19 protein-coding genes, 1 pseudogene and 1 riboswitch are annotated in these 21,941 nt (G+C 69.8%); all 20 genes and pseudogenes read left to right on the forward strand.

Going from position 1 to position 21,941, the window contains the following annotated elements:
• Positions 1-84: pseudogene (locus R5H32_RS17510) on the forward strand (IS5/IS1182 family transposase); the annotation flags it as partial.
• A gap of 597 nt (positions 85-681) precedes the next feature.
• Positions 682-1,746 (forward strand): pyruvate dehydrogenase (acetyl-transferring) E1 component subunit alpha, encoded by a 1,065-nt coding sequence (gene pdhA / locus R5H32_RS17515; protein ID WP_318339988.1) that lies wholly within the window; start codon positions 682-684, stop codon positions 1,744-1,746.
• Positions 1,739-2,719, forward strand: a complete 981-nt coding sequence (locus R5H32_RS17520; protein WP_318339989.1) for an alpha-ketoacid dehydrogenase subunit beta — start codon at positions 1,739-1,741, stop codon at positions 2,717-2,719. The genes pdhA and R5H32_RS17520 overlap by 8 nt, the downstream gene beginning before the upstream one ends.
• Positions 2,716-3,822, forward strand: a complete 1,107-nt coding sequence (locus R5H32_RS17525) for a dihydrolipoamide acetyltransferase family protein (RefSeq protein WP_318339990.1) — start codon at positions 2,716-2,718, stop codon at positions 3,820-3,822. Before R5H32_RS17520 ends, R5H32_RS17525 begins: the two co-directional genes overlap by 4 nt.
• Positions 3,815-4,921, forward strand: coding sequence for a Glu/Leu/Phe/Val dehydrogenase (locus R5H32_RS17530; RefSeq protein ID WP_318339991.1), 1,107 nt, complete (start codon positions 3,815-3,817; stop codon positions 4,919-4,921). Before R5H32_RS17525 ends, R5H32_RS17530 begins: the two co-directional genes overlap by 8 nt.
• A 94-nt stretch (positions 4,922-5,015) precedes the next feature.
• Positions 5,016-7,463, forward strand: coding sequence for an ATP-binding protein (locus R5H32_RS17535; protein WP_318339992.1), 2,448 nt, complete (start codon positions 5,016-5,018; stop codon positions 7,461-7,463).
• Entirely contained in the window at positions 7,460-8,212 is a 753-nt protein-coding gene (locus R5H32_RS17540) for a hypothetical protein (protein ID WP_318339993.1), read from the forward strand. Before R5H32_RS17535 ends, R5H32_RS17540 begins: the two co-directional genes overlap by 4 nt.
• 78 nt (positions 8,213-8,290) lie before the next feature.
• Positions 8,291-8,506: riboswitch (cobalamin riboswitch) on the forward strand.
• A 159-nt stretch (positions 8,507-8,665) separates the two neighbouring features.
• Positions 8,666-9,679, forward strand: coding sequence for an ABC transporter substrate-binding protein (locus R5H32_RS17545; RefSeq protein WP_318339994.1), 1,014 nt, complete (start codon positions 8,666-8,668; stop codon positions 9,677-9,679).
• On the forward strand, positions 9,676-10,731 hold the full coding sequence (locus tag R5H32_RS17550) for an iron ABC transporter permease (RefSeq protein ID WP_318339995.1): 1,056 nt from the start codon (positions 9,676-9,678) through the stop codon (positions 10,729-10,731). The genes R5H32_RS17545 and R5H32_RS17550 overlap by 4 nt, the downstream gene beginning before the upstream one ends.
• On the forward strand, positions 10,728-11,489 hold the full coding sequence (locus tag R5H32_RS17555) for an ABC transporter ATP-binding protein (protein ID WP_318339996.1): 762 nt from the start codon (positions 10,728-10,730) through the stop codon (positions 11,487-11,489). The genes R5H32_RS17550 and R5H32_RS17555 overlap by 4 nt, the downstream gene beginning before the upstream one ends.
• Before the next feature lie 9 nt (positions 11,490-11,498).
• On the forward strand, positions 11,499-12,293 hold the full coding sequence (locus R5H32_RS17560; RefSeq protein ID WP_318339997.1) for a class I SAM-dependent methyltransferase: 795 nt from the start codon (positions 11,499-11,501) through the stop codon (positions 12,291-12,293).
• A 149-nt stretch (positions 12,294-12,442) separates the two neighbouring features.
• Positions 12,443-12,880, forward strand: coding sequence for a hypothetical protein (locus R5H32_RS17565; RefSeq protein WP_318339998.1), 438 nt, complete (start codon positions 12,443-12,445; stop codon positions 12,878-12,880).
• A gap of 131 nt (positions 12,881-13,011) precedes the next feature.
• Positions 13,012-15,723: a cation-transporting P-type ATPase gene (locus R5H32_RS17570; protein WP_318339999.1), complete on the forward strand. Its 2,712-nt coding sequence runs from the start codon at positions 13,012-13,014 to the stop codon at positions 15,721-15,723.
• Positions 15,724-15,827: 104 nt separating this feature from the next.
• Positions 15,828-17,051, forward strand: a complete 1,224-nt coding sequence (locus R5H32_RS17575) for a thiamine pyrophosphate-dependent dehydrogenase E1 component subunit alpha (protein ID WP_318340000.1) — start codon at positions 15,828-15,830, stop codon at positions 17,049-17,051.
• Positions 17,052-17,084: 33 nt separating this feature from the next.
• Positions 17,085-18,056: an alpha-ketoacid dehydrogenase subunit beta gene (locus R5H32_RS17580; protein WP_318340001.1), complete on the forward strand. Its 972-nt coding sequence runs from the start codon at positions 17,085-17,087 to the stop codon at positions 18,054-18,056.
• Complete coding sequence (locus tag R5H32_RS17585) at positions 18,040-18,378, forward strand: type II toxin-antitoxin system MqsA family antitoxin (RefSeq protein ID WP_318340002.1); 339 nt, start codon at positions 18,040-18,042, stop codon at positions 18,376-18,378. The genes R5H32_RS17580 and R5H32_RS17585 overlap by 17 nt, the downstream gene beginning before the upstream one ends.
• Positions 18,368-18,913, forward strand: coding sequence for a hypothetical protein (locus tag R5H32_RS17590; RefSeq protein ID WP_318340003.1), 546 nt, complete (start codon positions 18,368-18,370; stop codon positions 18,911-18,913). Before R5H32_RS17585 ends, R5H32_RS17590 begins: the two co-directional genes overlap by 11 nt.
• 22 nt (positions 18,914-18,935) lie before the next feature.
• A complete protein-coding gene (locus R5H32_RS17595; RefSeq protein WP_318340004.1) occupies positions 18,936-19,493 on the forward strand; it encodes a hypothetical protein in 558 nt (185 codons plus the stop codon).
• Positions 19,494-19,532: 39 nt separating this feature from the next.
• Entirely contained in the window at positions 19,533-20,963 is a 1,431-nt protein-coding gene (locus tag R5H32_RS17600; RefSeq protein WP_318340005.1) for an MBOAT family O-acyltransferase, read from the forward strand.
• A 41-nt stretch (positions 20,964-21,004) separates the two neighbouring features.
• Positions 21,005-21,937, forward strand: a complete 933-nt coding sequence (locus tag R5H32_RS17605) for a hypothetical protein (protein ID WP_318340006.1) — start codon at positions 21,005-21,007, stop codon at positions 21,935-21,937.
• Positions 21,938-21,941 lie beyond the last annotated feature (4 nt).

Raw genomic sequence — 21,941 nt, forward strand, 5'->3', positions numbered from 1 at the left:
CGCGTTGCAACCCGCTACGATCGATGCCCAAAGGTCTTCCTGTCCGCCGTCGCCCTCGCCGCAACCGTCATGTTCTGGCTTTGAAAATCAATGAGTCTGGAGCCTAGGCGCTGATGTTCATGACACCCAGATCATCGCCCCAGATCACTAGAATATTCGGTTTATCGGTCTGGGCGCTGGCTGAAAGTGCGATTAGTATTCCAGAAACGATCGATAGCAATCGTAATATCATAGTCGCCTCCCTAGCTTTAAGTCATTACGCGCGCTTTTAAAAAATCTTTATACCATTATTGAATGGCTTATGCCAACCGCCTTGCCCCCGATGATGGGCCGCGGCCTTTTCTAGCATTGCGAGAGCCTCAGAACGGACGCCGATCGGGCGCGGTTGGCTCTCGACAGCCCAGGCATTCAGGAAGCTCACAGCATAAGAATGGAACGCCTGCGCAACCCTCTTCACCGGCTGGGAAAGCGTCAACACTCGCGACAACTGATCAACCCTTCCCGCCCCGATCTGCCACCGCAATTCATGCGGCGGCTCCTTTTAGTGAGGGATGTGTCTCAGAATGTCGGTCGATTGCGCTGCGTCAATATCGCAGTCCACGGTTGGCCATAGGCTGTTATAATGACGCGACGCGCCGCGGCCTGCGGTCAAGCGCAGCGGCGGCGCGGGGAAGGGGAGCCATGTCCACCCGGGCCGCGAGTTTCCGGATCGATTGCAGCGCGTGCCTCGACGCGACGGGCAAGCCGATCGGAAAGCTGCCGGATTTCGCCGGGGACGCGGAGACGCTCGCTTCGCTCTATGCCGCGATGGTGCGGACCCGCGCCTTCGACGCCAAGGCGGTCGCGCTGCAGCGGACCGGACGGCTCGGCACCTACGGCTCGAGCCTCGGCCAGGAGGCGATCGGCGTCGGCGTGGCGAGCGCGATGCGCGCCGAGGACGTTCTCTTGCCGTCGTTCCGCGAGCATGGCGCCCAGCTCTGGCGCGGCGTGACGCTGGAGGAGCTGTTCCTCTACTGGGGCGGCGACGAGCGCGGCAACGACTTCGCGGGCCCGCGCCGCGATTTCCCGGTCTGCATTCCGGTCGCCTCGCAGTTTCCCCATGCCGCCGGGGTGGCGCTGGCATTGGTCCAGCGCGGGGAGCCGGGCGTCGCCGTGGCGATGGGCGGCGACGGTGCAACCTCGAAGGGCGACTTTTACGAGGCGCTGAATCTCGCCGGCGCCTGGGATCTGCCGGTCGTCTTCGTGATCAGCAACAACCAGTGGGCGATCTCGGTGCGCCGGAGGGAGCAGACCGGCGCCGGCACGCTGGCGCAGAAGGCGATCGCGGGCGGGCTGCCGGGCGAGCAGGTCGACGGCAACGACGTGATCGCGGTCCGCGCCGCGACCGAGCGGGCGCTCGCCCGCGCCCGCGACGGCCAAGGGGGCTGCCTGATCGAATGCCTGACCTACCGGCTCGGCGATCACACCACCGCCGACGATGCCAGCCGCTACCGCGAGGACGAGGAGGTGAGCGTGCACTGGAAGGAGGAGCCGCTGGTGCGGCTGCGCAACTTCCTCGTCGCGCGTCACGACTGGGACAAGGCGCGCGAGGAGGCGCTCCTGCGCGAGGTGCAGGCCGAGGTGGAGGCGGCGGCGGACCGCTATCTCGCGATCGAACCGGCGCCGCGCCGGGCGATGTTCGACCATCTCCATGCGACCCTGCCGCCCGACATCGCCGCGCTGGCCGAGGAGGCGGGCGATGGCTGAGATGACCATGATCGAGGCGATTAGGGCGGCCCTGTCCCATGCGCTCGAGACCGATCCCGCGGTGATCCTCTTCGGCGAGGATATCGGCATCGACGGCGGCGTCTTTCGCGCCACCGACGGGCTCATGCAGCGGTTCGGCGCGGCGCGGGTGCGCGACACGCCGCTTTCGGAGACGGTGATCGCCGGCATGGCGGTGGGGGCGGCCGCGATGGGGCTGAAGCCGGTGGCCGAGATCCAGTTCTCGGGCTTTCTCTACCCCGCGCTCGACCAGCTCGTGAACCATGCGTCTCGGCTGAGGAACCGCACCCGCGGGCGGCTCACCTGCCCGATGGTGCTGCGCGCGCCCTATGGCGGGGGCATCCGCGCGCCCGAACACCATTCGGAAAGCCCCGAGGCGATGCTGGGCCATATCCCCGGCTTGCGCGTCGTGATCCCCGGCTCGCCGGCGCGGGCCTACGGGCTACTCCTCGCGGCGATCCGCGATCCCGATCCGGTCGTCTTCCTCGAACCGAAGCGGATCTACCGCACCGTGAGCGAGACGGTGCAGACCGATGGCGCGGCGCTGCCGCTCGACCGCGCGTTCCTGCTATCCGAGGGCAAGGATATCACGCTCGTCGCCTGGGGGGCGATGCTCGCCCCGGCGGGCGAGGCGGTGGCGCAGCTCGCCGGCGAGGGGATCTCGGCCGAGCTCATCGACCTTTCCACGATCAAGCCCTACGACCGGGCGGCGGTGCGGGCCTCGGTCGAAAAGACCGGGCGCTGCGTGATCGTGCATGAGGCGGCGCTGACGGCGGGCTTCGGCGCAGAGATCGCGGCCGACCTTGCCGAGCATTGCCTGACCCACCTGATCGCGCCGATCCGCCGGGTCGCGGGATACGACACGGTCATGCCCTATCTCAGGCTCGAGGCGCAGTACCTGCCGGACAGCGGGCGCATCCTTCAGGCCGCGCGCGACGTGATGGAGTTCACATGACGACATTCAGGCTTCCCGATCTCGGAGAAGGGCTTGCGGAGGCGGAGATCGTCGCCTGGCAGGTCTCGGTCGGGGATCATGTCACGACCGATCAGCCGCTCCTGTCGGTGGAAACCGACAAGGCGGTGGTCGAGATCCCGGCGCCCTACGCGGGCACGGTCAGGGCGCTCCTGGCGGAGCCGGGCGAGGTCGTGGCCACCGGCGCGCCGCTCATCGAGATCGAGACCGGCAAGGCTGCGGATGCCGGTGCCATTGTCGGCGACTTCGCGGCGCCGAAACCCGCGCCTGCGGCTCCGGTACGGGTCACGCAAAAGGCACCGGCAAGGGCCGCCGCCACGCCGGCGGTGCGGCGGCTTGCCGGGGAGCGGGGCGTGGACCTCGCGGCGCTCAGGGGCAGCGGGCCGGGCGGAGCGATCACATCGGCCGACGTCCGGGCGGCGTCCTCGGGCCTCGCGGGCGGCGCCGAGCTTCGCGGCGTCCGCAGGGCGATGGCGCGGGCGATGGCGGCGGCGCACCGTTCGGTCGTGCCGGCGACGGTGACCGACCGCGCCGACATCCACGGCTGGCCTCCGGGCGAGCCGCCGACCCCGCGCCTCGTTCACGCCATCGTTGCCGCCTGCCGGGCCGAGCCGGCGCTCAATGCCTGGTTCGACGGGATCCGGCGGCAGGTGCACGACCATGTCGACCTCGCGGTCGCGGTGGATACGCCCGACGGGCTCTTCGCGCCGGTGCTGCGCGGCGCCGAGGCGACGGAGGACATCGGCGAAGGGGTCGCGGCGCTCCGCCGGGCGGTGGAGGCAAGAACGCTCGCGCCGGAGGATCTCAGGGGGGGCACGATCACGCTGTCGAATTTCGGCATGATCGCGGGCGAGCACGCGGCGCTCGTGGTGACGCCGCCGCAGGTTGCGATCGTCGGCGCGGGGCGGATCGCCGAGGCGGTAGTCGCGGTCGGCGGCGCCCCGGCGGTGCGGAGGCTTCTGCCCTTGTCGCTGACATTCGATCACCGGGTGGTGACCGGCGGTGAGGCGGCGCGGTTCCTCGCCGCGCTCCGCGCTGATCTGGAGCGGCCGGCGATCGGCGGGAAGGAGGCAAGCGATGGATGATGTCTTCAGCTTGTGCGACGAGTTCGGGCCCGAGAAGGTGGTGCATGTCGAGAACCCCTCGACCGGGCTCCGGGCGATCGTGGTGATCGACAACATCGCCTGCGGCCCGGCCATCGGCGGCACGCGAATGGCGCCGGACGCGACGCTTCAAGAATGCGCGCGGCTCGCCCGCGCGATGACGCTGAAGAACGCGGCGGCCGGCCTGCCGCATGGCGGCGCGAAATCGGTGATCCTTGCCAACCCGGCGCTGCCCGTCGCGCGCAAGCAGGCGCTGATGCGGAGCTTCGCGGCGGCCATCGCGCAGCTTACCGACTACACGCCCGGCCCCGACATGGGCACCGACGAGATCTGCATGGCCTGGGTCAAGGACGAGATCGGCCGCGCCGTCGGCCTGCCGCGGGTGCTGGGCGGCATACCCCTCGACGAGATCGGCGCGACCGGCTTCGGCCTCGCGGTGGCGGCCGGTGTGGCGGAAGGCTTCTCGGACGTCCGGCTCGACGGTGCGTCGGTGGCGATCCAGGGCTTCGGCGCGGTCGGCCGCCACGCCGCGCGGTTCCTGGCCGGGAAGGGCGCGCGTCTGGTCGCGGTCGCGGATTCCAGGGGCGCGGCGTTCGATCCCGCCGGTCTCGATCCGTCGCTGCTGCACGAACTGAAGGCTGAGGGCCGGAGCGTCGCGGAACTCGATGCGGCCCGCGCCGGGCCGGCCGAGGCGGTGATCGGCGCCGACTGCGATATCCTGATCCCGGCCGCGCGGCCCGACGTGATCACCGAGGCCAATGCCGCGTCGGTCCGGGCCGCGGTGGTGATCGAGGGTGCCAACATCCCGGCGACGAACGCGGCCGAGGCGATCCTGCACCGGCGCGGCATTCTCGTCCTGCCGGATTTCATCGCCAATGCCGGCGGGGTGATTTCGGCGGCGGTGGAGCTTGCCGGCGGCTCCGAGACACAGGCGATGGACAGCATCGCCGAGAAGATCGCGCGCAATACCCGCGAGGTCCTGGAACGCGCGCAAACCGGCGGCCTGACCCCGCGCGCGGCGGCCCTTGGGCTGGCCGAGGCGCGGGTGATATCCGCGATGGCACTCCGCCGCGTCTTCTAGGCGGGGTTGACCGGGATCATGGCGGAGGCGAGGCCGGACCGGCAGGCTTTGCCGGTGAACGAAAACGGGGGCTTGAGCGATGGCGACAAACCCGATGGAAACACCCGGCCTGCCGGCGGAAGAACTTGCCCGGCGCTGCGATCCAACGGACCTGCCATTCCACGCGACCGACGAGATCGAGGGGCTTGACCAGCTCATCGGCCAGGACCGCGCGATGGACGCGATCCGGCTGGCCGCCGAGATGCCGCATCGCGGCTTCAACCTGTTCGTGCTGGGACCGACCGGGACCGGGCGCCGCACCGCGGTCGACCGGCTTCTCGCCGAGCAGGCGCGCACGCTGCCGGTGCCCGACGACTGGGCCTATGTGAACAATTTCGACGCGCCCGACAAGCCGCGCGCCCTCAGGCTGCCGCCGGGCACCGCGCAAAGGCTGAGGGGCGCGATGCAGGGGCTCGTCGACGACCTCGCGATCGACATTCCGGCACTCTTCGAGTCCGACGAATACCAGACCCAGCGTCGCGCGCTCGACGAGGAATACGGCGACCGCCAGGAAACCGCGATGGCCGATTTCGCCGAGAAGGCGAAGGCCGAGAACGTGGCGCTCCTGCGTACGCCGATGGGTTTCATGCTGGCCGCGATCCGCGACGGTAAGGTCGTCAAGCCCGAGGTCTATGGCACGCTGGACGAGGCCGAACAGCAGCAGATCGACGAGAAGATCGCGCGACTTCAGGAGGATCTCGCAGCGGTGTTGCGCGAGGCGCCGAAACTCGACAAGGAGTTGCGCGGCAAGATCGAAACCCTGCACGCGAGCATGGCCGAGCGCGCCGTCTCGGCCCGGGTCGGCGAGCTTCAGGCGGAGTTCTGCGACATCGCCGCGGTCTGCGCCTATCTCGACGACGTACACAAGGACATGATTGCGAATGCTGAGCTGTTCCTCGCCGCGCAGGCCAGTGCCAAGTCCGGCCCGTTCCCCGAGGCGATCCGCAAGTACCACCGCGAGCCGCCCTTCGAACGCTATGTCGTCAATGTCATGGTGTCGCGCGAGGGACCGGAGGCAGGTGGCGCGCCGGTCGTGGCCGAGGATCTGCCGACGCTCGACCACCTCGCCGGACGGATCGAGCATGTCTCGCAGATGGGCGCGCTGATCACCAATTTCACCCTGATCAAGCCCGGCGCGCTGCACCGCGCCAATGGCGGCTACCTTGTGCTCGACGCGCGCCGCGTCCTATCCGAGCCCTTCGCCTGGGAAGCGCTGAAACAGTGCCTCAAGAACCGCTCGATCGCGATCACCTCGATGGCCGAGCGGTTGAGCATGGTTTCCACAACCTCGCTCCAGCCCGATCCGATCCCGCTCAGGGTGCGGGTGGTGCTGATCGGCGACCGGATGCTGCACGCGCTTCTGGTGATGCTCGATCCCGATTTTGCCGACCTCTTCAAGCTTCAGGCGGATTTCGAGGAGTCGATCGACCGCACGGCCGACACGGTCCTGCCCTTCGCCCGGCTGATCGCCGCCCATGCGGCGCGCGACGGGCTGAAGCCCTTCGCTGCGGCCGGCGTGGCGCGGATCATCGACGAGGCGACAAGGATCGCCGACGACAGCAAGAAGCTGACCCTGCATCTCGGCGCGCTCTCCGACCTGATGCGCGAGGCCGACCACTATGCCGGCGGGGCCGGGCGCGCCCGGGTCGAGGCAGAGGACGTCGCCCGCGCCGTCCGCGAGAAGGAGCGGCGCGCCTCGCGCGTGAAGGACCGGATGCAGGAGGCGGTCACGCGGGGCACGATCCTGATCGACACCGACGGCGCGAAGGCCGGGCAGGTCAACGGGCTCTCGGTCATCGGTCTTGGCGATTTCCGCTTCGGCCGGCCGTCGCGGATCACCGCGCGGTGCCGGATGGGGGCGGGCAAGCTCATCGACATCGAGCGCGAGGTGGAACTGGGTGGGCCCTTGCATTCCAAGGGCGTGCTGATCCTCGCGGGCTACCTCGCCGCCACCTATGCGCTCGACGCGCCGTTCTCGCTCCATGCGAGCCTCGTCTTCGAGCAGAGCTATGGCGGGGTGGAGGGCGACAGCGCCTCCTCGGCGGAGCTTTACGCGCTCCTGTCGGCGCTCTCGGACCTGCCGGTGGCGCAGGGTTTCGCGGTGACGGGATCGGTGAACCAGGCCGGGGAGGTGCAGGCGATCGGCGGCGTTAACGAGAAGATCGAGGGCTTCTTCGACACCTGCGTGACGCGCGGGCTGACCGGGCGGCAGGGCGTGCTGATCCCGAAATCGAACGTCGAGCACCTGATGCTGCGCGACGATGTGGTCGAGGCCGCCCGCGCGGGCAGGTTCCGGGTGATCCCGGTCGCGACGATCGACGAGGGCATCGCGATTCTCACCGGGCGGGCGGCGGGCGTCCGCGATGCGGACGGCGCCTTCCCCGAGGACAGCGTCAACGGCCGCGTCGAAGCGCGGCTGCGCGAATATGCCGAGGCGCGGCGGCGGTTCGGCCGCACCGGCCGCGGCGAGGAGAGCAGGGGCGGCGAGGGGGATGCGCCATGAGCGTTGCGACCGTGACGCGGCGGCGCATCCTCATCGGCGCGGGTTCCTTCGCCGATGCCGAGACCGCCATCGCCATCGCCGAACGCATCGCCGAGGCCGTCGCCGCCGATCTCGGCGGGGTGATGGTCGAGGAACCGGACGCGGCCGGGGTCTCCGGCCTCCCGTGCCAGCGCGTCGTCACCTCCTCGGGCATGCTGGTGGTCGCGCCCTCCAGCGCCCAGATGCGGATTCTCCTGGCCAGTGACGCGCGGGCGTTCCGCGCCCGCCTGTCGCGGGTGGCCGAGGCCCGCGCGCTCCACTGGAGCTTCGAGCGGCGCAGGGGCGAGCTTGTCAGCGGTCTCTGGGAGGCGGCGCGGAGCTGGGACCTGCTGCTCCTCGGCCACCGGCCAATCTCTCGCCGGCGCGGCAGCGTCGTCGCGATCCTGCCGCCCGGCCCGACCGAGATCGACGCGCGCGCGTTGGCCGAAACGCTGGCCTCCGCGCTCGGGACCGGGATCGTGACGATGACGCCGATGGCCGGCACGGAGGCGGAGGCCGAGGAGGCGCTCCTGCGCCGGGTCAGCCGGACCAATGCCGCCGTTGTGATCGTGGATCTCGGCGCCGGACCCGTGCGCGGCCCCGACGCGCTGCGCCGGCTTCTGGATGCCGCGCGCTGCCCGGTGCTGGTGATTGGCGCCGGGCGCGTACCGGCAACGATCGCCCATACAACGCAGATTCCGCCCGCGCCGAACGAGGACGGTTCGACCTGAGCGCGCAAGTTCGGGCGGCCCGTGTCGCTCCGGGTCGGGAAGCGGTCGGAACCGGCTTGACAGCCCAGCCGGGCAAAGGGCATGACGGCTGCCGATGGTCCCGGCCAAGCCAAGCGCGGCCGGGTGAAAAGGGAACACGGTAAGGAAGAGCCGCAAGGGCGCCGAAGCCGTGACTGCACCCGCAACTGTAGGCGGCGAGCGACCCCCGGATACCACTGGCCCCGAGACGGCCGGGAAGGTGGGGCGAGCATGGACCCGCAAGTCAGGAGACCTGCCATCGACGAACGTAGCCAGACCGGGCGGGCTGCCCGGGGAGGGTGTCGATGACTTGTGCCGGACGCGGTCCCATGCCGCGCGCTGCCTTGGCAGGCCATCATCCTTGCGTCGCGATGCGCGGCGCGGGGGTCTTCCCCTGTTGCCCCCCGGTCGCCACCTGACCCCGAGGGAGACCCCATGTTCCTGCGCACCGGCCTGACGGCCCTGCTCCTGTCCTCCACCGCCGCCGTCGCGGCGGAAGGCCCCACCCAATACCCGCTCACCATCGAGAACTGCGGCGAGACGATCAGCTTCGACGCTGCCCCCGGCGCGGCAGTGAGCGTCGGCCAGGCCGCGACCGAGATCCTCTATTCGCTCGGCCTCGGCGCCAAGGTCGCCGGTACCTCTGTCTGGTTCTCCGAGGTCCTGCCCGAGTTCGCCGACCTGAACGCCGGTATCGAGCGGCTCGCCGACAACGACCCGAGCTTCGAGAGCGTCGTCCCGAAGAAGCCGGGCCTCGTCGCGGTACAATACGAATGGCACGTCGGCCCCGAGGGCATCGTCGCCACCCGCCAGCAGTTCCACGACCTCGCGATTCCGACCTACATCCTGCCCACCGACTGCGTCGCCAAGGACAACACCACGGGCGCCGACGGCACTCGGCTCGCGATGTTCTCGACCGAGAGCGTGCATCAAGGCATCCGCGAACTCGCCGCGATCTTCGACGTGGCCGCCGATGGCGAGGCGCTCGTCGCCGACCTGACCGCGCGCGAGGTCGCCGCTGTCGAGAAGGCGCAGGTGCTTGGCCTCAAGGACGCCTCGGCGCTCTTCTGGTTCTCCTCGACCGAGCTCGCGGCCGATCCCTTCGTCGCCGGCCGGAAGGGCGCGCCGGGCTACATGATGGAGAAGCTCGGGCTCCGCAACGTCGTGGAAAGCGACGAGGAATGGCCGACTGTCGGCTGGGAGACGCTGGCCAAGGCCGACCCGACCGTGATCGTCATCGCCAGTATGGACCGCCGCCGCTTCGAGGCCGACGACGTCGAGAAGAAGCTCGAATTCCTGAAGACCGATCCGGTGGCGAGCCAGATGACCGCCGTCAAGGAAGGCCGCATCGTGGTGATGGACGCGCAGGACATGGAGGCGACGATCCGCACCGTGCGCGGGCTTGAGGACCTGTCCGGCGCGCTCGAGTCCTACGGGCTCGCGCAATGAGCCTCGCCGTCGCGGGTTCGGGCGGCGCGGGCCGCCGCATCGGTGTGGGCGGCCTGGCGCTGGCCGGGCTCGCGGCGGCGCTTCTGGCCGGGGTGGTGATCGGCGAGACGGCGCTGCCGCCTCTCACCGTCCTCCAGGTGCTGGCCAACAAGGTTCTCGGCGCCGGATACGCGCTCGATCCGGTGGACGAGGGCATCATATGGAATTACCGGCTGACGCGGGCGATCGTCGCGGCGGCCTGCGGCGCGGGGCTCGCGGTGTCGGGCGTGGTGCTTCAGGCGCTGTTGCGCAACGCGCTCGCCGATCCCTATGTGCTCGGGATCTCGGCCGGAGCCTCGACCGGGGCGGTGGCGGTGACGATCGCGGGGCTCGGCGCGGGGCTCCTGTCCCTGTCCTTCGGCGCCTTCATCGGCGCGATCCTCGCCTTCGGCATCGTCGCGCTGCTCGCCCGCGCGGCGGGGGGCGGTGCGGGGGCGGCGGGCGCGGCGCAGATCGTGCTGGCCGGCATCGCGGGCGCGCAGCTTTTCAACGCGCTGACCGCGCTCATCATCGCCAAGTCGGCCAATTCCGATCAGGCCCGAGGCATCATGTTCTGGCTCATGGGCAGCCTCGGCGGCGTGCGCTGGCCCGATGTCTGGCTCGCGGTGCCGGTGGCGGCGGCGGGCGTCCTGATCGTGGCGCTTCATACCCGCGCGCTCGACGCCTTCGCATTCGGCTCGGAGGCCGCCGCCTCGCTCGGCGTGCCGGTCCGGCGGGTGCAGGCGGCGCTGATCGGCACCTCGGCCATGATCACGGCGGTGATGGTGTCGATGGTCGGGGCGATCGGCTTCGTCGGCCTCGTCATCCCCCATGCCGCGCGCTTTCTCGTCGGGCCGCGCCACGGGCGGCTCATCCCCGCCTCGGCCTTCATGGGGGCGGTTTTCCTCATCCTCGCCGACATCCTGTCGCGCGTGGTCATTCCGGGCCAGGTGCTGCCGATCGGCGTCGTCACTGCGCTCGTCGGCGCGCCGGCCTTCGCGGCGATCCTTGTCAGGGGAGGGCGGCGGCTGTGATCGACGCAGAGGATCTTTGCTATTCCGTCCGTGGCCGCCGGCTTCTCCAAGGCGTTACGCTCGGCCTTCATCCCGGCGAGACGCTCGGCCTTGTCGGGCCGAACGGCTCGGGCAAGTCGACGCTCCTGCGGCTTCTTGCCGGGCTGACGCGGCCCGAGGCGGGCATCGTCCGGCTCGACGGCGCGCCGCTTGCGAGCCTGCCGCGCCGCACCGTAGCGCAGCGCGTGGCCTTCGTCGCGCAAGCCGCCGAGACAGCCGAGCGGCTGACCGGCCGCCAGGTGGTGGAACTGGGCCGCACGCCCTGGCTCGACGCGCTCGCTCCCTGGTCGGAGGCGGACGAGAGCATCGTCGACGGCGCGCTCGCCACGGTCGAGATGCTGGATCTGGCCGAGCGGCAATGGGGCACGCTCTCGGGCGGCGAGCGGCAGCGGCTCCACATCGCCCGCGCGCTGGCGCAGCGGCCCGATATCCTCCTCCTCGACGAGCCGACCAACCATCTCGATATTCGCCACCAGCTTGCGATCCTCAGTCTGGTCGCGGACCTGCCGGTCACCAGCGTCATCGCGCTCCACGACCTCAACCAGGCGCGGATCTGCGACCGGATCGCGGTTCTGCATCATGGCCGGCTCGTGGCCCTCGGCCCCGCCGAAGAGGTGCTGACGCCCGACCGCCTGCGCGCGGTCTTCGGTGTCGCCGCGCGGGAACTGACCGATCCCGCCGACGGCAGTCGCCTTTTCCATTTTCACGCCATTGCCTGACCGGACCCCATGACCCAGCATCCCCGGCCCATGCCCGGCCTTACCAACCACTCGCTCCGCGAGGAGATCCGCGACTACTGGTCGCGCCGGTCCGAGACATTCGACCGCGCCTTCGGCCACCGCATCGCGCCGGGGCTCGAGGCCGCGGCCTGGGCGGAGCCGATGCGCGACCATCTCGGGCCCGATCCGCTCAGGGTGCTGGAGCTGGCCTGTGGCACCGGCGAGGTGACACGGCTCGTCCACGATCTCGGCCACGACGTCACCGCGCTCGATTTCTCCGAGGCGATGCTGGCGGTGGCGAGGGCGAAGCACGCAGGCAAGCCGCGGCTGCGCTTCCTTCTCGCCGATGCCGGCCAGACACTGGAACCGGCGTCAAGTTATGACGCGGTGCTCTGCCGCCACCTCGTCTGGACCCTGACCGAGCCCGAGGCGGCCTTCGCCGACTGGCACCGGGTGCTGCGGCCCGGCGGTCGGCTCCTGATCTACGACGGCGACTGGGCGCGGCCGAAGCCCTCGGGGGCTTGGGCGGCCAAGGTGCTCGCACTCTGGGACCGGCTCTCGCCCGACCCCGACTACGACGGCGCGCTGGGCGAGCGCCACGCCGCGATCATGGAGTGCCTGCCCTTCGGCGACGGGCTCACCGCGGCGCAGCTCGCGCCGATGCTGGAAGCGGCGGGCTTCACCGACATCCGCACCCGGTCGCACGAACCGATCGCCCGCGCGCAACGACGGACGAACGGGCTTCGCAACCGGCTTCGGACGCGCGTCTACGACCGCTTCATCCTGACCGCGCGCAAGGGCTGACACCGGCCCCTCCGGGCGCGCGACCCCTCGCGATCGCGCCGAGGATTGCCGTCGAAACCGGATCGCCGCACTTGACCCGTATCAAGGTCGAACCCCAGCGGATGGGTCAGAGTCGGTCCGAACAGCGCGACGCATGCAGGAGAATGAGAATGGCCAAGCCCAAGCCCGACACCAACCCCGCCATGGATTTCGGACGGCAGGCCATGGCGGCTTTCGGCCTCAATCCGCTGGCCGGACCGCCGGTGCACCAGTTCTGGGAGGTTCAGGAGAAGCTTCTCGACGAGGTTGAGGAATTCACGAGACTCTGGTTTGCGCGGCGCCACGCGGCCGCGCGAACGGCGATCGAGGCGAGCAAGGCGGCGATGGAGAGCGGCGGCTCGGATCCGACGGCGGCGCTGCGGATGGTCAGCGAATGGCAGGCCCATTCCGTCGAAAGGCTCGCGGAGGACATCCAGCAATGGGCCGAGCTTTGCTCGCGCTGCGCCGGACACCTTGCGATCGGCGAGGTGGCGGCGGGCGAGGAGGCGCTGGAAAGGGCTTCCAAGGAGATCGCCAAGGCCGAGGCGAAGCACGCGACGCCGGTCTGACGGGCTTGCCCGCCGGCCGGGCGGCTGCCAGAGTTGCCTCGCAGCGGCAGGGCTGACCGATCATATCGGGCAACTGGCGCTGCCTGGCCGGGGTTCCGGGGCGGTTCTTCGCTGGGTTACGGGAGCCGAGGATGCCGGAACTGGTGGTGGACAAGCCCTTCGCGCTCGCGGCGGACGCGGTCGCAACCGCGCTCTCCACCGTTCCCGCTGACGGTCTTTCGACCGAGGATGCCTTGCGGCGGCGGCAGATATGCGGGCCAAACCGGTTGCGCCGGCGTGCTGCCAGAAGCGCGTTGTCCATCCTCCTTCACCAGTTCAGCGGGATCATCGTCTGGCTGCTCGGCGCGGCGGTGGTGCTGTCGCTGGTCCTGGGCGATCTCGCCGAAGCCGTCGCGATCCTCGTCGTCCTCGTGATCAACTCGGCGATCGGCTTTTTCACCGAGCTGCGCGCGGCGCGGTCGATGGAGGCGTTGCTGCGGATCGCCGAGGTCCGGTCGCTTGTCCGGCGCGACCGGCGTGTCCGCAAGGTCGACGCCCGTGACCTCGTGCCGGGCGACATCGTGCTCCTGGAGGCGGGCGACATCGTGACCGCCGACCTGCGGCTGGTCGAGGCGTCGAACCTGCAGGCCGACGAATCCGTGCTGACCGGGGAATCGGTTCCGGTCGAGAAGGACACGCCCGCCATCGCCGCCGACGCGGGGATCGGCGACCGCGCCAACATGGCCTTCCGGGGTACCGCGATCACCCGGGGCGCGGGCGAGGGGATCGTGGTCGCGACCGGCATGGGCACCGAGATCGGCCGGATCAGCGATCTCGCGCAGGGCGCAGAGGGCGTAGCCTCGCCGCTTGAACGCCGGCTCGACCGGCTCGGTCACCGGCTGGTGTGGCTGACGCTCGCGCTCGCGGTGCTGACGATCGCCGCGGGGGTGCTGCAGGGGCATGCGTTCGGCACCATGCTGCAGACCGGCGTCGCGCTGGCGGTGGCGGCGGTGCCGGAGGGGCTTCCCGTCGTGGCAACCCTGTGCCTTGCGCGCGGGATGTGGCGGATGGCGTCGCGCAACGCGCTGATCACCCGGCTGTCGTCGGTGGAGACGCTGGGGGCGACGACGGTCGTTCTCACCGACAAGACCGGGACGCTGACCGAAAACCGGATGACGGTGGTGCGCTACCTGCTGGCGGGCGGCGACGTGGCGTTCGAGGCGGAAGGCGAGGCTCGCGCCGAGGATGACCGCGTCGCGGCGGCGCTGCGGGTCGGGGCGCTCTGCATCAACGCCGAGCCGGGCGACGAGGCGGCGGAGGATCATGGCGGCGACCCGATGGAGATCGCGCTCCTCAGTGCCGCCGAAGCGGCCGGGATGGGGCGCGGATGGCTGAAGGAGCACTATCCCCGCGCGCGGAAACATGCCTTCGATCCCGACCGCCGGATGATGGCCTCGGTCCATGCCGAAGGCACCCGCTTCCTCTACGCGGTCAAGGGAGCGCCCGAGGCGGTCTTCGAGGTCTGCGACCACCAGCTCGGCGCGGAGGGCCCGGCCCCGCTAGACGCAAACGGGCGCGAGGACTGGGCGCGCCGGCAGTCGGAAGCCGCGCGGGAAGGGCTTCGGCTCCTGGCGCTGGCGATGAAAGAGGCGGCGTCGGACGGCGAACCACCCTACGAAGGGCTGACGCTTGTCGGCCTCGTCTGCTTCCTCGATCCGCTCCGCGCCGACGTTCCCGCGGCGCTGCGGGCCAGTCTCGATGCCGGGGTACGGGTGGTGATGCTGACCGGCGATCACGCCGACACGGCGGCCACCATCGCGCGCGACGCCGGGCTCGGGGCGAATGGGCTCGTCGTGATCGAGGGCCGCGATCTGCGCGGTTTCGACGCCGAAACGGCCGAGGCGGATTTGCGCGACCGGGTGCTGGCCGCCGACGTGTTCGCCCGCGTCGAGCCCGAGACCAAGCTGCGCCTCGTTTCGCTGTTCCAGAAGCACGGCCATGTCGTCGCGATGACCGGCGACGGCGTGAACGATGCCCCAGCGCTCAGGAAGGCCGATATCGGCATCGCGATGGGGCTGCGCGGCACCGAGGTCGCGCGCGAGGCGGCCGACATGGTGCTGAAGGACGACGCCTTCGCGACGATCATCGCAGCGATGCGGCAGGGACGGGTGATCTTTGGGAACATCCGCCGGTTCGTCGTCTACCTGATGTCGTGCAACGTGAGCGAGGTCCTTGTCGTCGGCCTTGCCGTGGCCGCGGGCCTGCCGCCACCGCTCCTGCCGCTACAGATCCTGTTCCTGAACCTCGTTACGGATGTGTTCCCCGCCTTCGCGCTCGGCCTCGGTCGCGGCGAGGAGGGCGTGATGGGGCGCCCGCCGCGCGATCCGGACGAGCCGATCGTCGGGCGGCCGGAGTGGAGCTGGATCGGTGTTCTGGGCGGACTCATCACCGTCGCGACGCTTGCCGCCTTCGGGCTTGCTCTGTTCTGGCTTGGCCTTGACGCGCGGCGGGCGGTGACCGTTGCCTTCGTGACGCTCGCGCTCGCCCAGCTCTGGAACGTGTTCAATGTCCGGTCCGCGGGGGGGCGTCTCCTGCAAAACGACGTGACCCGGAACCCCTATGTCTGGGCGGCGCTCGGCTTTTGCGCGATGCTGATCGCGCTGGCCCTGTGGTGGCCCGACCTGTCCGAGATACTCGACCTGCCGCACCCCGGCGCGGCGGGCTTGCGCCTCGCGGTCGGGCTCAGTGTCGTGCCGTTGCTGGCCGGGCAGCTGATCCTGTCCGTGCGGCGGCCGGCCCGGCCGAACGGTGGGGCGCGCGCGCGGGATCGAGTGCATGCGGCACGGCGTCCCCCGGGCGACTGACGCGCGTCAATGACAGCACCGGCCGATCGGCGCCATCCTTTCCTGTGATCCGAACGCGTCTGTCGCCGGAGCGACGACGCGAGGTCGGCTGTCGGGAGGACAACATGACAGACCATCAAGGGAATCTGGTGACCTGCCCTGAAGACGAAGGGCAAGCACCGCAATCTGAAGGCCGCCGCGGCTTTCTCAAGCTCGCGGCACTTACCGGCGCGGCGGCATCGCTGTCGACGCGGCGGGCGCTCGCGAACGGCGACATCGCCTATCACGCGATGGATCTGCCGGACGACAGGCTCGTCGACATGTACCGGACGATCCTGAGGATCCGCTGGCACGAGCGGACCCAGGCCGACCAGATGCTCGCGAACCCCGAGTACCGGGGCTACAACCACTTCTATGCCGGGCAGGAGGCGGTCGCGACCGGCGTCTGCGCCGCCCTGCGCAACGACGGGCCGTTCGAGCAGATCGACCTCGTCTATTCGTCGCACCGGCCCTCGGGCCATGCCATCGCCAAGGGTGTCGACATCCCGACGATGGTGGCCGAGATGGACTTCCGTGCCACCGGCATGAACGGCGGCTATGCGGCCGAGATGCACATCTCGGACCCGTCGGTGGGCTTCATCGGCGCCGACGGGATGATCGGTCCGGCGCCGGTCATCGCCTCGGGCTCAGCCTTCGCCTTCCGGGCGCGCGGCTCGGACCAGGTGGCGGTGGTCTTCGCGGGCGACGGCAACTACGCCGCGCCGCATTTCCACTCCACGCTCAACAACGCGAAGATTCTCGACCTGCCGCTGATCTATGTGTGCGAGAACAACCTCTATCACCAGTACGCGCATTACTCGTATTCGTGCCCGCACAAGGACATCGCCGACGCGGCGGCGGCCTACGGCATTCCGTCGCGCACGGTCGACGGCCAGGACGTGACCCAGGTCTACAACGTCGCGAAGGAGGCGGTCGACCGCGCTCGCGCCGGCGGCGGACCGAGCTTCATCGAGGCCAAGACCTACCGCTACTACAACCACTGGGGCGCCCCTGGCGCCAAGGAGGGCGAGCTCGGGGCCTTCGGCTACGACCCGCTCGCCATCACCTCGTTCCGCCCCGAGCGCGAGGTCCGCGCGTGGATGCAGCGCGACCCGGTGGACATCGCGCGCAACATCCTCGTCGACTGGGGGATCCTGGAGGAACAGAAGGCGCTCGACATCGAGGCGGAGGTCAAGGCCGAGATCGCCGCCGCCTTCGAATGGGCGCTCTCGCAACCGCTCTGCACGCCCGAGGATGGTCTCAAGCACGTCTTTGCCGAAGGCACGGTGCCGGCCCGCCAGTTCGGCTGACACCATTGCCTTCGCGCGTGAAAGGATACGCAAATGACTGAGAAAAGCTGGATGTATTCGGTCCTTGAGGCCGTGCAACACGAAATGCGCGAGGATCCGGCGATGACCTGGATCTTCGAGCTGACCCCGCCGGTGGCGTCCAACCCGAACATGCCGGTGATCAACCTCGAGACCGAGTTCGGCCGCAAGCGCGTGGTCAACACCGGCATCGACGAGAACTGGATGGCCTCGGCGGTGCTCGGCGCCGGGCTGGCAGGCTCGCGGGCGGCGACCTACATCCCCTATCAGGGCGCGCTGATGCCGCTCGAGGTGATCCAGAACGTCGCCGGGAAGCTCCGCCACATGACCGGCGGCAAGGCCGCGATGCCGGTCGTCTGGGTGATCGAGATGACCGGCCAGACGCCCGGCTTCGCGGGGCAGCATTCCTGCTACGAGGAGGACAGCTTCTACATGCACATTCCCGGCGTGCGGACGGTCATCCCGTCGACGCCCTATGACGCCAAGGGGATGATGCACGCCGCGCTGCGCTCGCCCGATCCGGTGGTCTATCTCTATCCTGCCGGGCTCAGGACGCTGACCGAAGAGGTGCCCGACGAGCCCTACGAGGTCGCGCTCGACAAGGCGGCGGTGCGGATGGAAGGCAGCGACCTGACCATCGTCAGTTCCGGCGGCGGCATGCCGGGTGTGCTGGAGGCGGCCGAAGTGCTGAAGGGCGAGGGCATGGGGGTCGAGGTCATCGACCTGCGGGTCCTGAAGGAGATGGACACCGAGACGCTCGTCACCTCGGTCGCGAAGACCAAGCGCCTGCTGACGGTGGACCAGTCCTACTACACGCTCGCGCCGGGGGCCGAGGTCGTCGCCCGCTGCGCCGAGAACGTGGAGGGCGCGCGGTTCAAGCGGGTTGCCTTCCCCGATGCGCCGCCGCCGGCCTCGCCGGAGATGTTCATCTGGATGCGTCCGAACGCCGAAGGTATCGCGGGGGCGGCGCGTGCGCTCGTCGGCTGACAGGGCGCGCGACAGTGGCGCGGTGACGGAGTCCGAGGACGCCGCCCCGCGCTGCCAGTCCTGCGGCAACGGCCGGCTCGCGCGCGACCGGATCAAGACCGCGCTCTGGTCGGGCGGCCGTCTCGTCGTGGTTGAGGACGTGCCGGCGCTCGTCTGCGGGCACTGCGGCGAGCAGTTCTACGAGGACGAGACGGCGATGCGGCTCGACATGCTGAAGGGCGGCGGCTTTCCCTCCGCCGAGGCGGCGCGCGAGATGGTCGTGCCGGTCTTCGCCTTCGAAGCGCCCCGGCCGGACGATGGGGGCGGAAGAGATGAGCGTTAGGCGGCTTTTGGCGGCGGTCGCGGCCGGGCTCTTCGCCGCGCCCGCAGTGGCGGACGATTTCGCCTTCATGCCACCCGGCGGGAGGTCGATCCTTGCCGGGTCGCTTCTGCCCGGCGACGCGGAGGGCCTTGCCGAGGCGGCCGCCCGAAAGGCGAGCGCCGAGGACTGGGCCGCCTGGGCGCGCGAGCGCAATCCCGACTTGCCCGACGCCGCCATCGAGACCTTCGCGGGCTATGCCGCGCTGAACTTCCCCATGGCCGCCGAAGCGGCGCAGTCGCTCGCCGAAACCGGTGATCCGGCGCTCCTGCCGCCCGACGGCAAGGAACTGGCGATCGCCCAGTGCCAGTTCTGCCATTCGCTTTTCACCGGTTACCTGATGCAGGACCGCGACGAGACCAACTGGCGCGGCACCTTCAAGGCACCGTTCCATGCCGAGATCCCGATGAGCGAGGTCGAACGCGACACCTTCGCCCATTACTCCGCGATCAACATGCCGCTGAAGTTCGGGGACGTGCCGCCGGAACTACGTTTCTGACATCTGTGAGGGAGACGAGCCGATGAGATGTTTTCACCGCCGCGCGGCCTTCCTGACAGCCCTGATCGCAGCAGTGGCGGTCACGGCGGCGGCGCAGGACGAGGTCTTCGCCTTCATGCCCGACGGGGGGCGGACGCTTCTTGAGCAAGCGCGCGCGGAGGGGCTCCCCGAGGGGTTCGAAGGCGCCATGGGCTCGGAAACGGGCGATGCCGAGACCTGGCTTGGCCGGCTGGAGGCCGCGAAGGCCGATGCTCCCGCGCTTGCCGCGCTCGACGGCTGGCAGACCGACACGCTGGCGCATTACCTTGCCGCCAACGCGCCCCTCGCGGAGGGCGAGTTGCCGCGCGACGGGCGTGACATGGCGCTTCAGCTTTGCCAGTCGTGCCACATCATCACCGTCGTCGTTACGCAGGAGCGCACCCGCGAAGCCTGGCTCGGCACGATGAACTCGCCAAGTCACATCGAGATCGCGACGACGCCCGCCGAACGCGAGGCGCTGGCGGACTACCTCGTGATCAACGCGGGCATACCGATCGACCAGATCCCGCCGGAACTGCGCGCCGGCGGCGCCTCGTACTGACGCGCAGACGGGCCCGGGGGCGAGGGAGGGCGCCTTGCGATGCTGTTCACCACGCTCGACTTCCTGCTCTTCCTTCCCGCTGCCGTCCTCGTCTTCTGGCTCCTGCCGGCGCGCCTGCGGCTGGCGTGGCTCGTGCTGGCGAGCCTCGTCTTCTACGGCAGCTTCGGGCTCGAGAACCTGATCTATCTCGCCGTCGTCGTCCTGATCGTCCTCGTTGCCGGGCGCGTGCTCAAGGCCAAGGCGCCGGGCGCGCGCCGCGCGGCGCTTTGGGGCGGCACGCTTCTCATCCTCGCGCTGATGGGGCTCCTGAAATACTACGATCCGGTTGCGGCGGGCATCGACGGGCTGCCGGCCCTCGGCCTCACCTCGCCGGCGGGGTTCTCGTTCTACGCCTTCACCGCCATCGCGCTGATCGTCGACCGCTACCGCGATCCTGCGGCGGCGCGGGCGGACGACGCGCAGGAGGTGCTTTACCTTGCATGGTTCCCGAAGATCCTCGCCGGCCCGATCGAGCGGATCGGGCCGTTCGTCAGCGAGCTGAACGACAAGACGCCGCTCGGCTGGCCGCAATTCGCGGCGGGCCTTCAACTCATCCTCTGGGGCCTCGTCAAGAAGGTCGTGATCGCCGACAACCTCGCGCCCTTCGTCGACCGCACCTATGCGATCCCGGCCTACGCGGTGCCCATCGAGCTCATCCTCGCGAGCTACTTTTTCGCCTTCCAGATCTACTGCGACTTCTCCGGCTATACCGATATCGCGCGCGGCACCTCGCAGCTGTTCGGCATCCGGCTCTCTGAGAACTTCCGGCGCTCCTACTTCGCGCATTCGGTGGGTGAGTTCTGGTCGCGGCGCTGGCATGTCTCGCTCGCCGACTGGTTCCGGGACTATGTCTACTTCCCGCTCGTCGGCCCCGAGCGCAAGGCCTGGCGCATGTATGCCGGGCTCATGGTCGTCTTCGCCCTGAGCGGCATCTGGCACGCCGGTCTCGGTTACGGCATCGGCTGGGGCTTCGTCGCCTGGGGGCTCCTGAACGGCGTCTATCTCTGGGGGGAGCGGGCGCTCAACCCGCTCAGGCGGCGGCTTCGGAAGCGGCTTGGCGGAAGCTGGCTCGGGCGCCTCCACGAGATCGCGGCGATCCTCACCGTCTTCCACCTCGTGCTGGTCAGCTGGGTCTTCTTCCGGGCCGGTGATCTTGGCGATGCCGCGACGATCCTATCCCGGATCTGGCAGAGCCTGCCGGAGCTGCCCACGCTCCTGACCCGCTACCCTTTCACCGGTGAACAGGCCTTCCTCGTATGTCTCATCGCAGCACTCCTCGTGATCGAGGCGGCGATGGAGCGCCCGACCACCGCCGACCGCTTCGCCGCCGCGCCGGCGCTGCTGCGCTGGCCGGTCTGGCTCGCCTGTCTCTTCGCGCTGATCCTGCTTGGCCGGTGGGACAGCGAGGTCTTCGTCTACATGCAGTTCTGAAAGGCATTGAAATGCACAGTCTCAGCCGCCCGCCTCCGGCCTTGCCCTGGACCCGCATTGCGGCCTTCCTCGGCCTCTTCGCCGCGCTCTACATCGCGGCGGCCGCGATCGCCGAGCTCCGCGTCGGCCGGGCCGGGCAGGGGGCGATGCAGGAACTCCTTGCCGCGAAGGGAAGGCAGGTCGACTGGATCGTCCTCGGCGCCTCGCATGCGCTGCCGCTCGCCTACGGCGGCGTTCCCGAACGGCTCGAAGCGGAGACCGGGCAGACCATGATGATGCTCGCCGAGGTGGGCGCGGGGCCGCTTTACGCCGATTTCGTGCTGCGGCAGGCGCTTCTCGATCTTGAGCCGATGCACATTCTCTATGTCGCGGATTCCTTCGCGTTCCGGTCGCCGCGCTGGAACGAGGAGCGCATCGCCGACCGCAAGCTCCTGCGCAAGACGCCGTGGCGGTCCTCCATGCTCGGGATTCTGGCCGGGATGGCCGGGTCCGGGGGTGTCGCTCCGGGCGCGCTTGCCGACTACGTCACGAATTTTTCGAAGCTCAATCCGCCCGACCGGTTCCCGCAAGACGACTGGCGCGGGGCGGAAAACTTCGACCGCAGCTTCCGTCCGTCGCGTCACGCCACCGGGGCGCGGATCGGCTATCTCTATCCCGAAGGCGCCGCGAAGGCGGACCCCGCCCGCTATCTCGACGCGCTGGAGGCCATGTTCGCGAGGGCCCGGGCCGAGGGTCTGAGCGTCACCGTCGTCAAGCTGCCGGTGCCGGACGCCTTCCGCGAGGCCCTGCCCGGCGAGGCCGAGTTCGACGCCGCACTCGCCGCCCGCCTCGCGCCGCTCGGCATCCCGCTCCACGATCTGAGTGCGGCGCTGGCCGATCCGCGTCTCTACTTCGACACCGATCACCTCAACCGTGACGGCGTCGAACTGCTCTACGAACGCCATCTGGGACCGATCCTCGCGGCCGGTGGTTGACCGG

Origin of the sequence: Defluviimonas sp. D31, assembly GCF_033436765.1 — a bacterium.
Classification (GTDB): domain Bacteria; phylum Pseudomonadota; class Alphaproteobacteria; order Rhodobacterales; family Rhodobacteraceae; genus Albidovulum.

Excerpts from the sequence above, each read along its gene's own strand:
- pdhA (WP_318339988.1), top strand. The coding sequence starts at position 682 with ATGTCCACCCGGGCCGCGAGTTTCCGGATCGATTGCAGCGCGTGCCTC.
- R5H32_RS17520 (WP_318339989.1), top strand. The coding sequence starts at position 1,739 with ATGGCTGAGATGACCATGATCGAGGCGATTAGGGCGGCCCTGTCCCAT.
- R5H32_RS17525 (WP_318339990.1), top strand. The coding sequence starts at position 2,716 with ATGACGACATTCAGGCTTCCCGATCTCGGAGAAGGGCTTGCGGAGGCG.
- R5H32_RS17530 (WP_318339991.1), top strand. The coding sequence starts at position 3,815 with ATGGATGATGTCTTCAGCTTGTGCGACGAGTTCGGGCCCGAGAAGGTG.
- R5H32_RS17535 (WP_318339992.1), top strand. The coding sequence starts at position 5,016 with ATGGAAACACCCGGCCTGCCGGCGGAAGAACTTGCCCGGCGCTGCGAT.
- R5H32_RS17540 (WP_318339993.1), top strand. The coding sequence starts at position 7,460 with ATGAGCGTTGCGACCGTGACGCGGCGGCGCATCCTCATCGGCGCGGGT.
- R5H32_RS17545 (WP_318339994.1), top strand. The coding sequence starts at position 8,666 with ATGTTCCTGCGCACCGGCCTGACGGCCCTGCTCCTGTCCTCCACCGCC.
- R5H32_RS17550 (WP_318339995.1), top strand. The coding sequence starts at position 9,676 with ATGAGCCTCGCCGTCGCGGGTTCGGGCGGCGCGGGCCGCCGCATCGGT.
- R5H32_RS17560 (WP_318339997.1), top strand. The coding sequence starts at position 11,499 with ATGACCCAGCATCCCCGGCCCATGCCCGGCCTTACCAACCACTCGCTC.
- R5H32_RS17565 (WP_318339998.1), top strand. The coding sequence starts at position 12,443 with ATGGCCAAGCCCAAGCCCGACACCAACCCCGCCATGGATTTCGGACGG.
- R5H32_RS17570 (WP_318339999.1), top strand. The coding sequence starts at position 13,012 with ATGCCGGAACTGGTGGTGGACAAGCCCTTCGCGCTCGCGGCGGACGCG.
- R5H32_RS17575 (WP_318340000.1), top strand. The coding sequence starts at position 15,828 with ATGACAGACCATCAAGGGAATCTGGTGACCTGCCCTGAAGACGAAGGG.
- R5H32_RS17580 (WP_318340001.1), top strand. The coding sequence starts at position 17,085 with ATGACTGAGAAAAGCTGGATGTATTCGGTCCTTGAGGCCGTGCAACAC.
- R5H32_RS17590 (WP_318340003.1), top strand. The coding sequence starts at position 18,368 with ATGAGCGTTAGGCGGCTTTTGGCGGCGGTCGCGGCCGGGCTCTTCGCC.
- R5H32_RS17595 (WP_318340004.1), top strand. The coding sequence starts at position 18,936 with ATGAGATGTTTTCACCGCCGCGCGGCCTTCCTGACAGCCCTGATCGCA.
- R5H32_RS17600 (WP_318340005.1), top strand. The coding sequence starts at position 19,533 with ATGCTGTTCACCACGCTCGACTTCCTGCTCTTCCTTCCCGCTGCCGTC.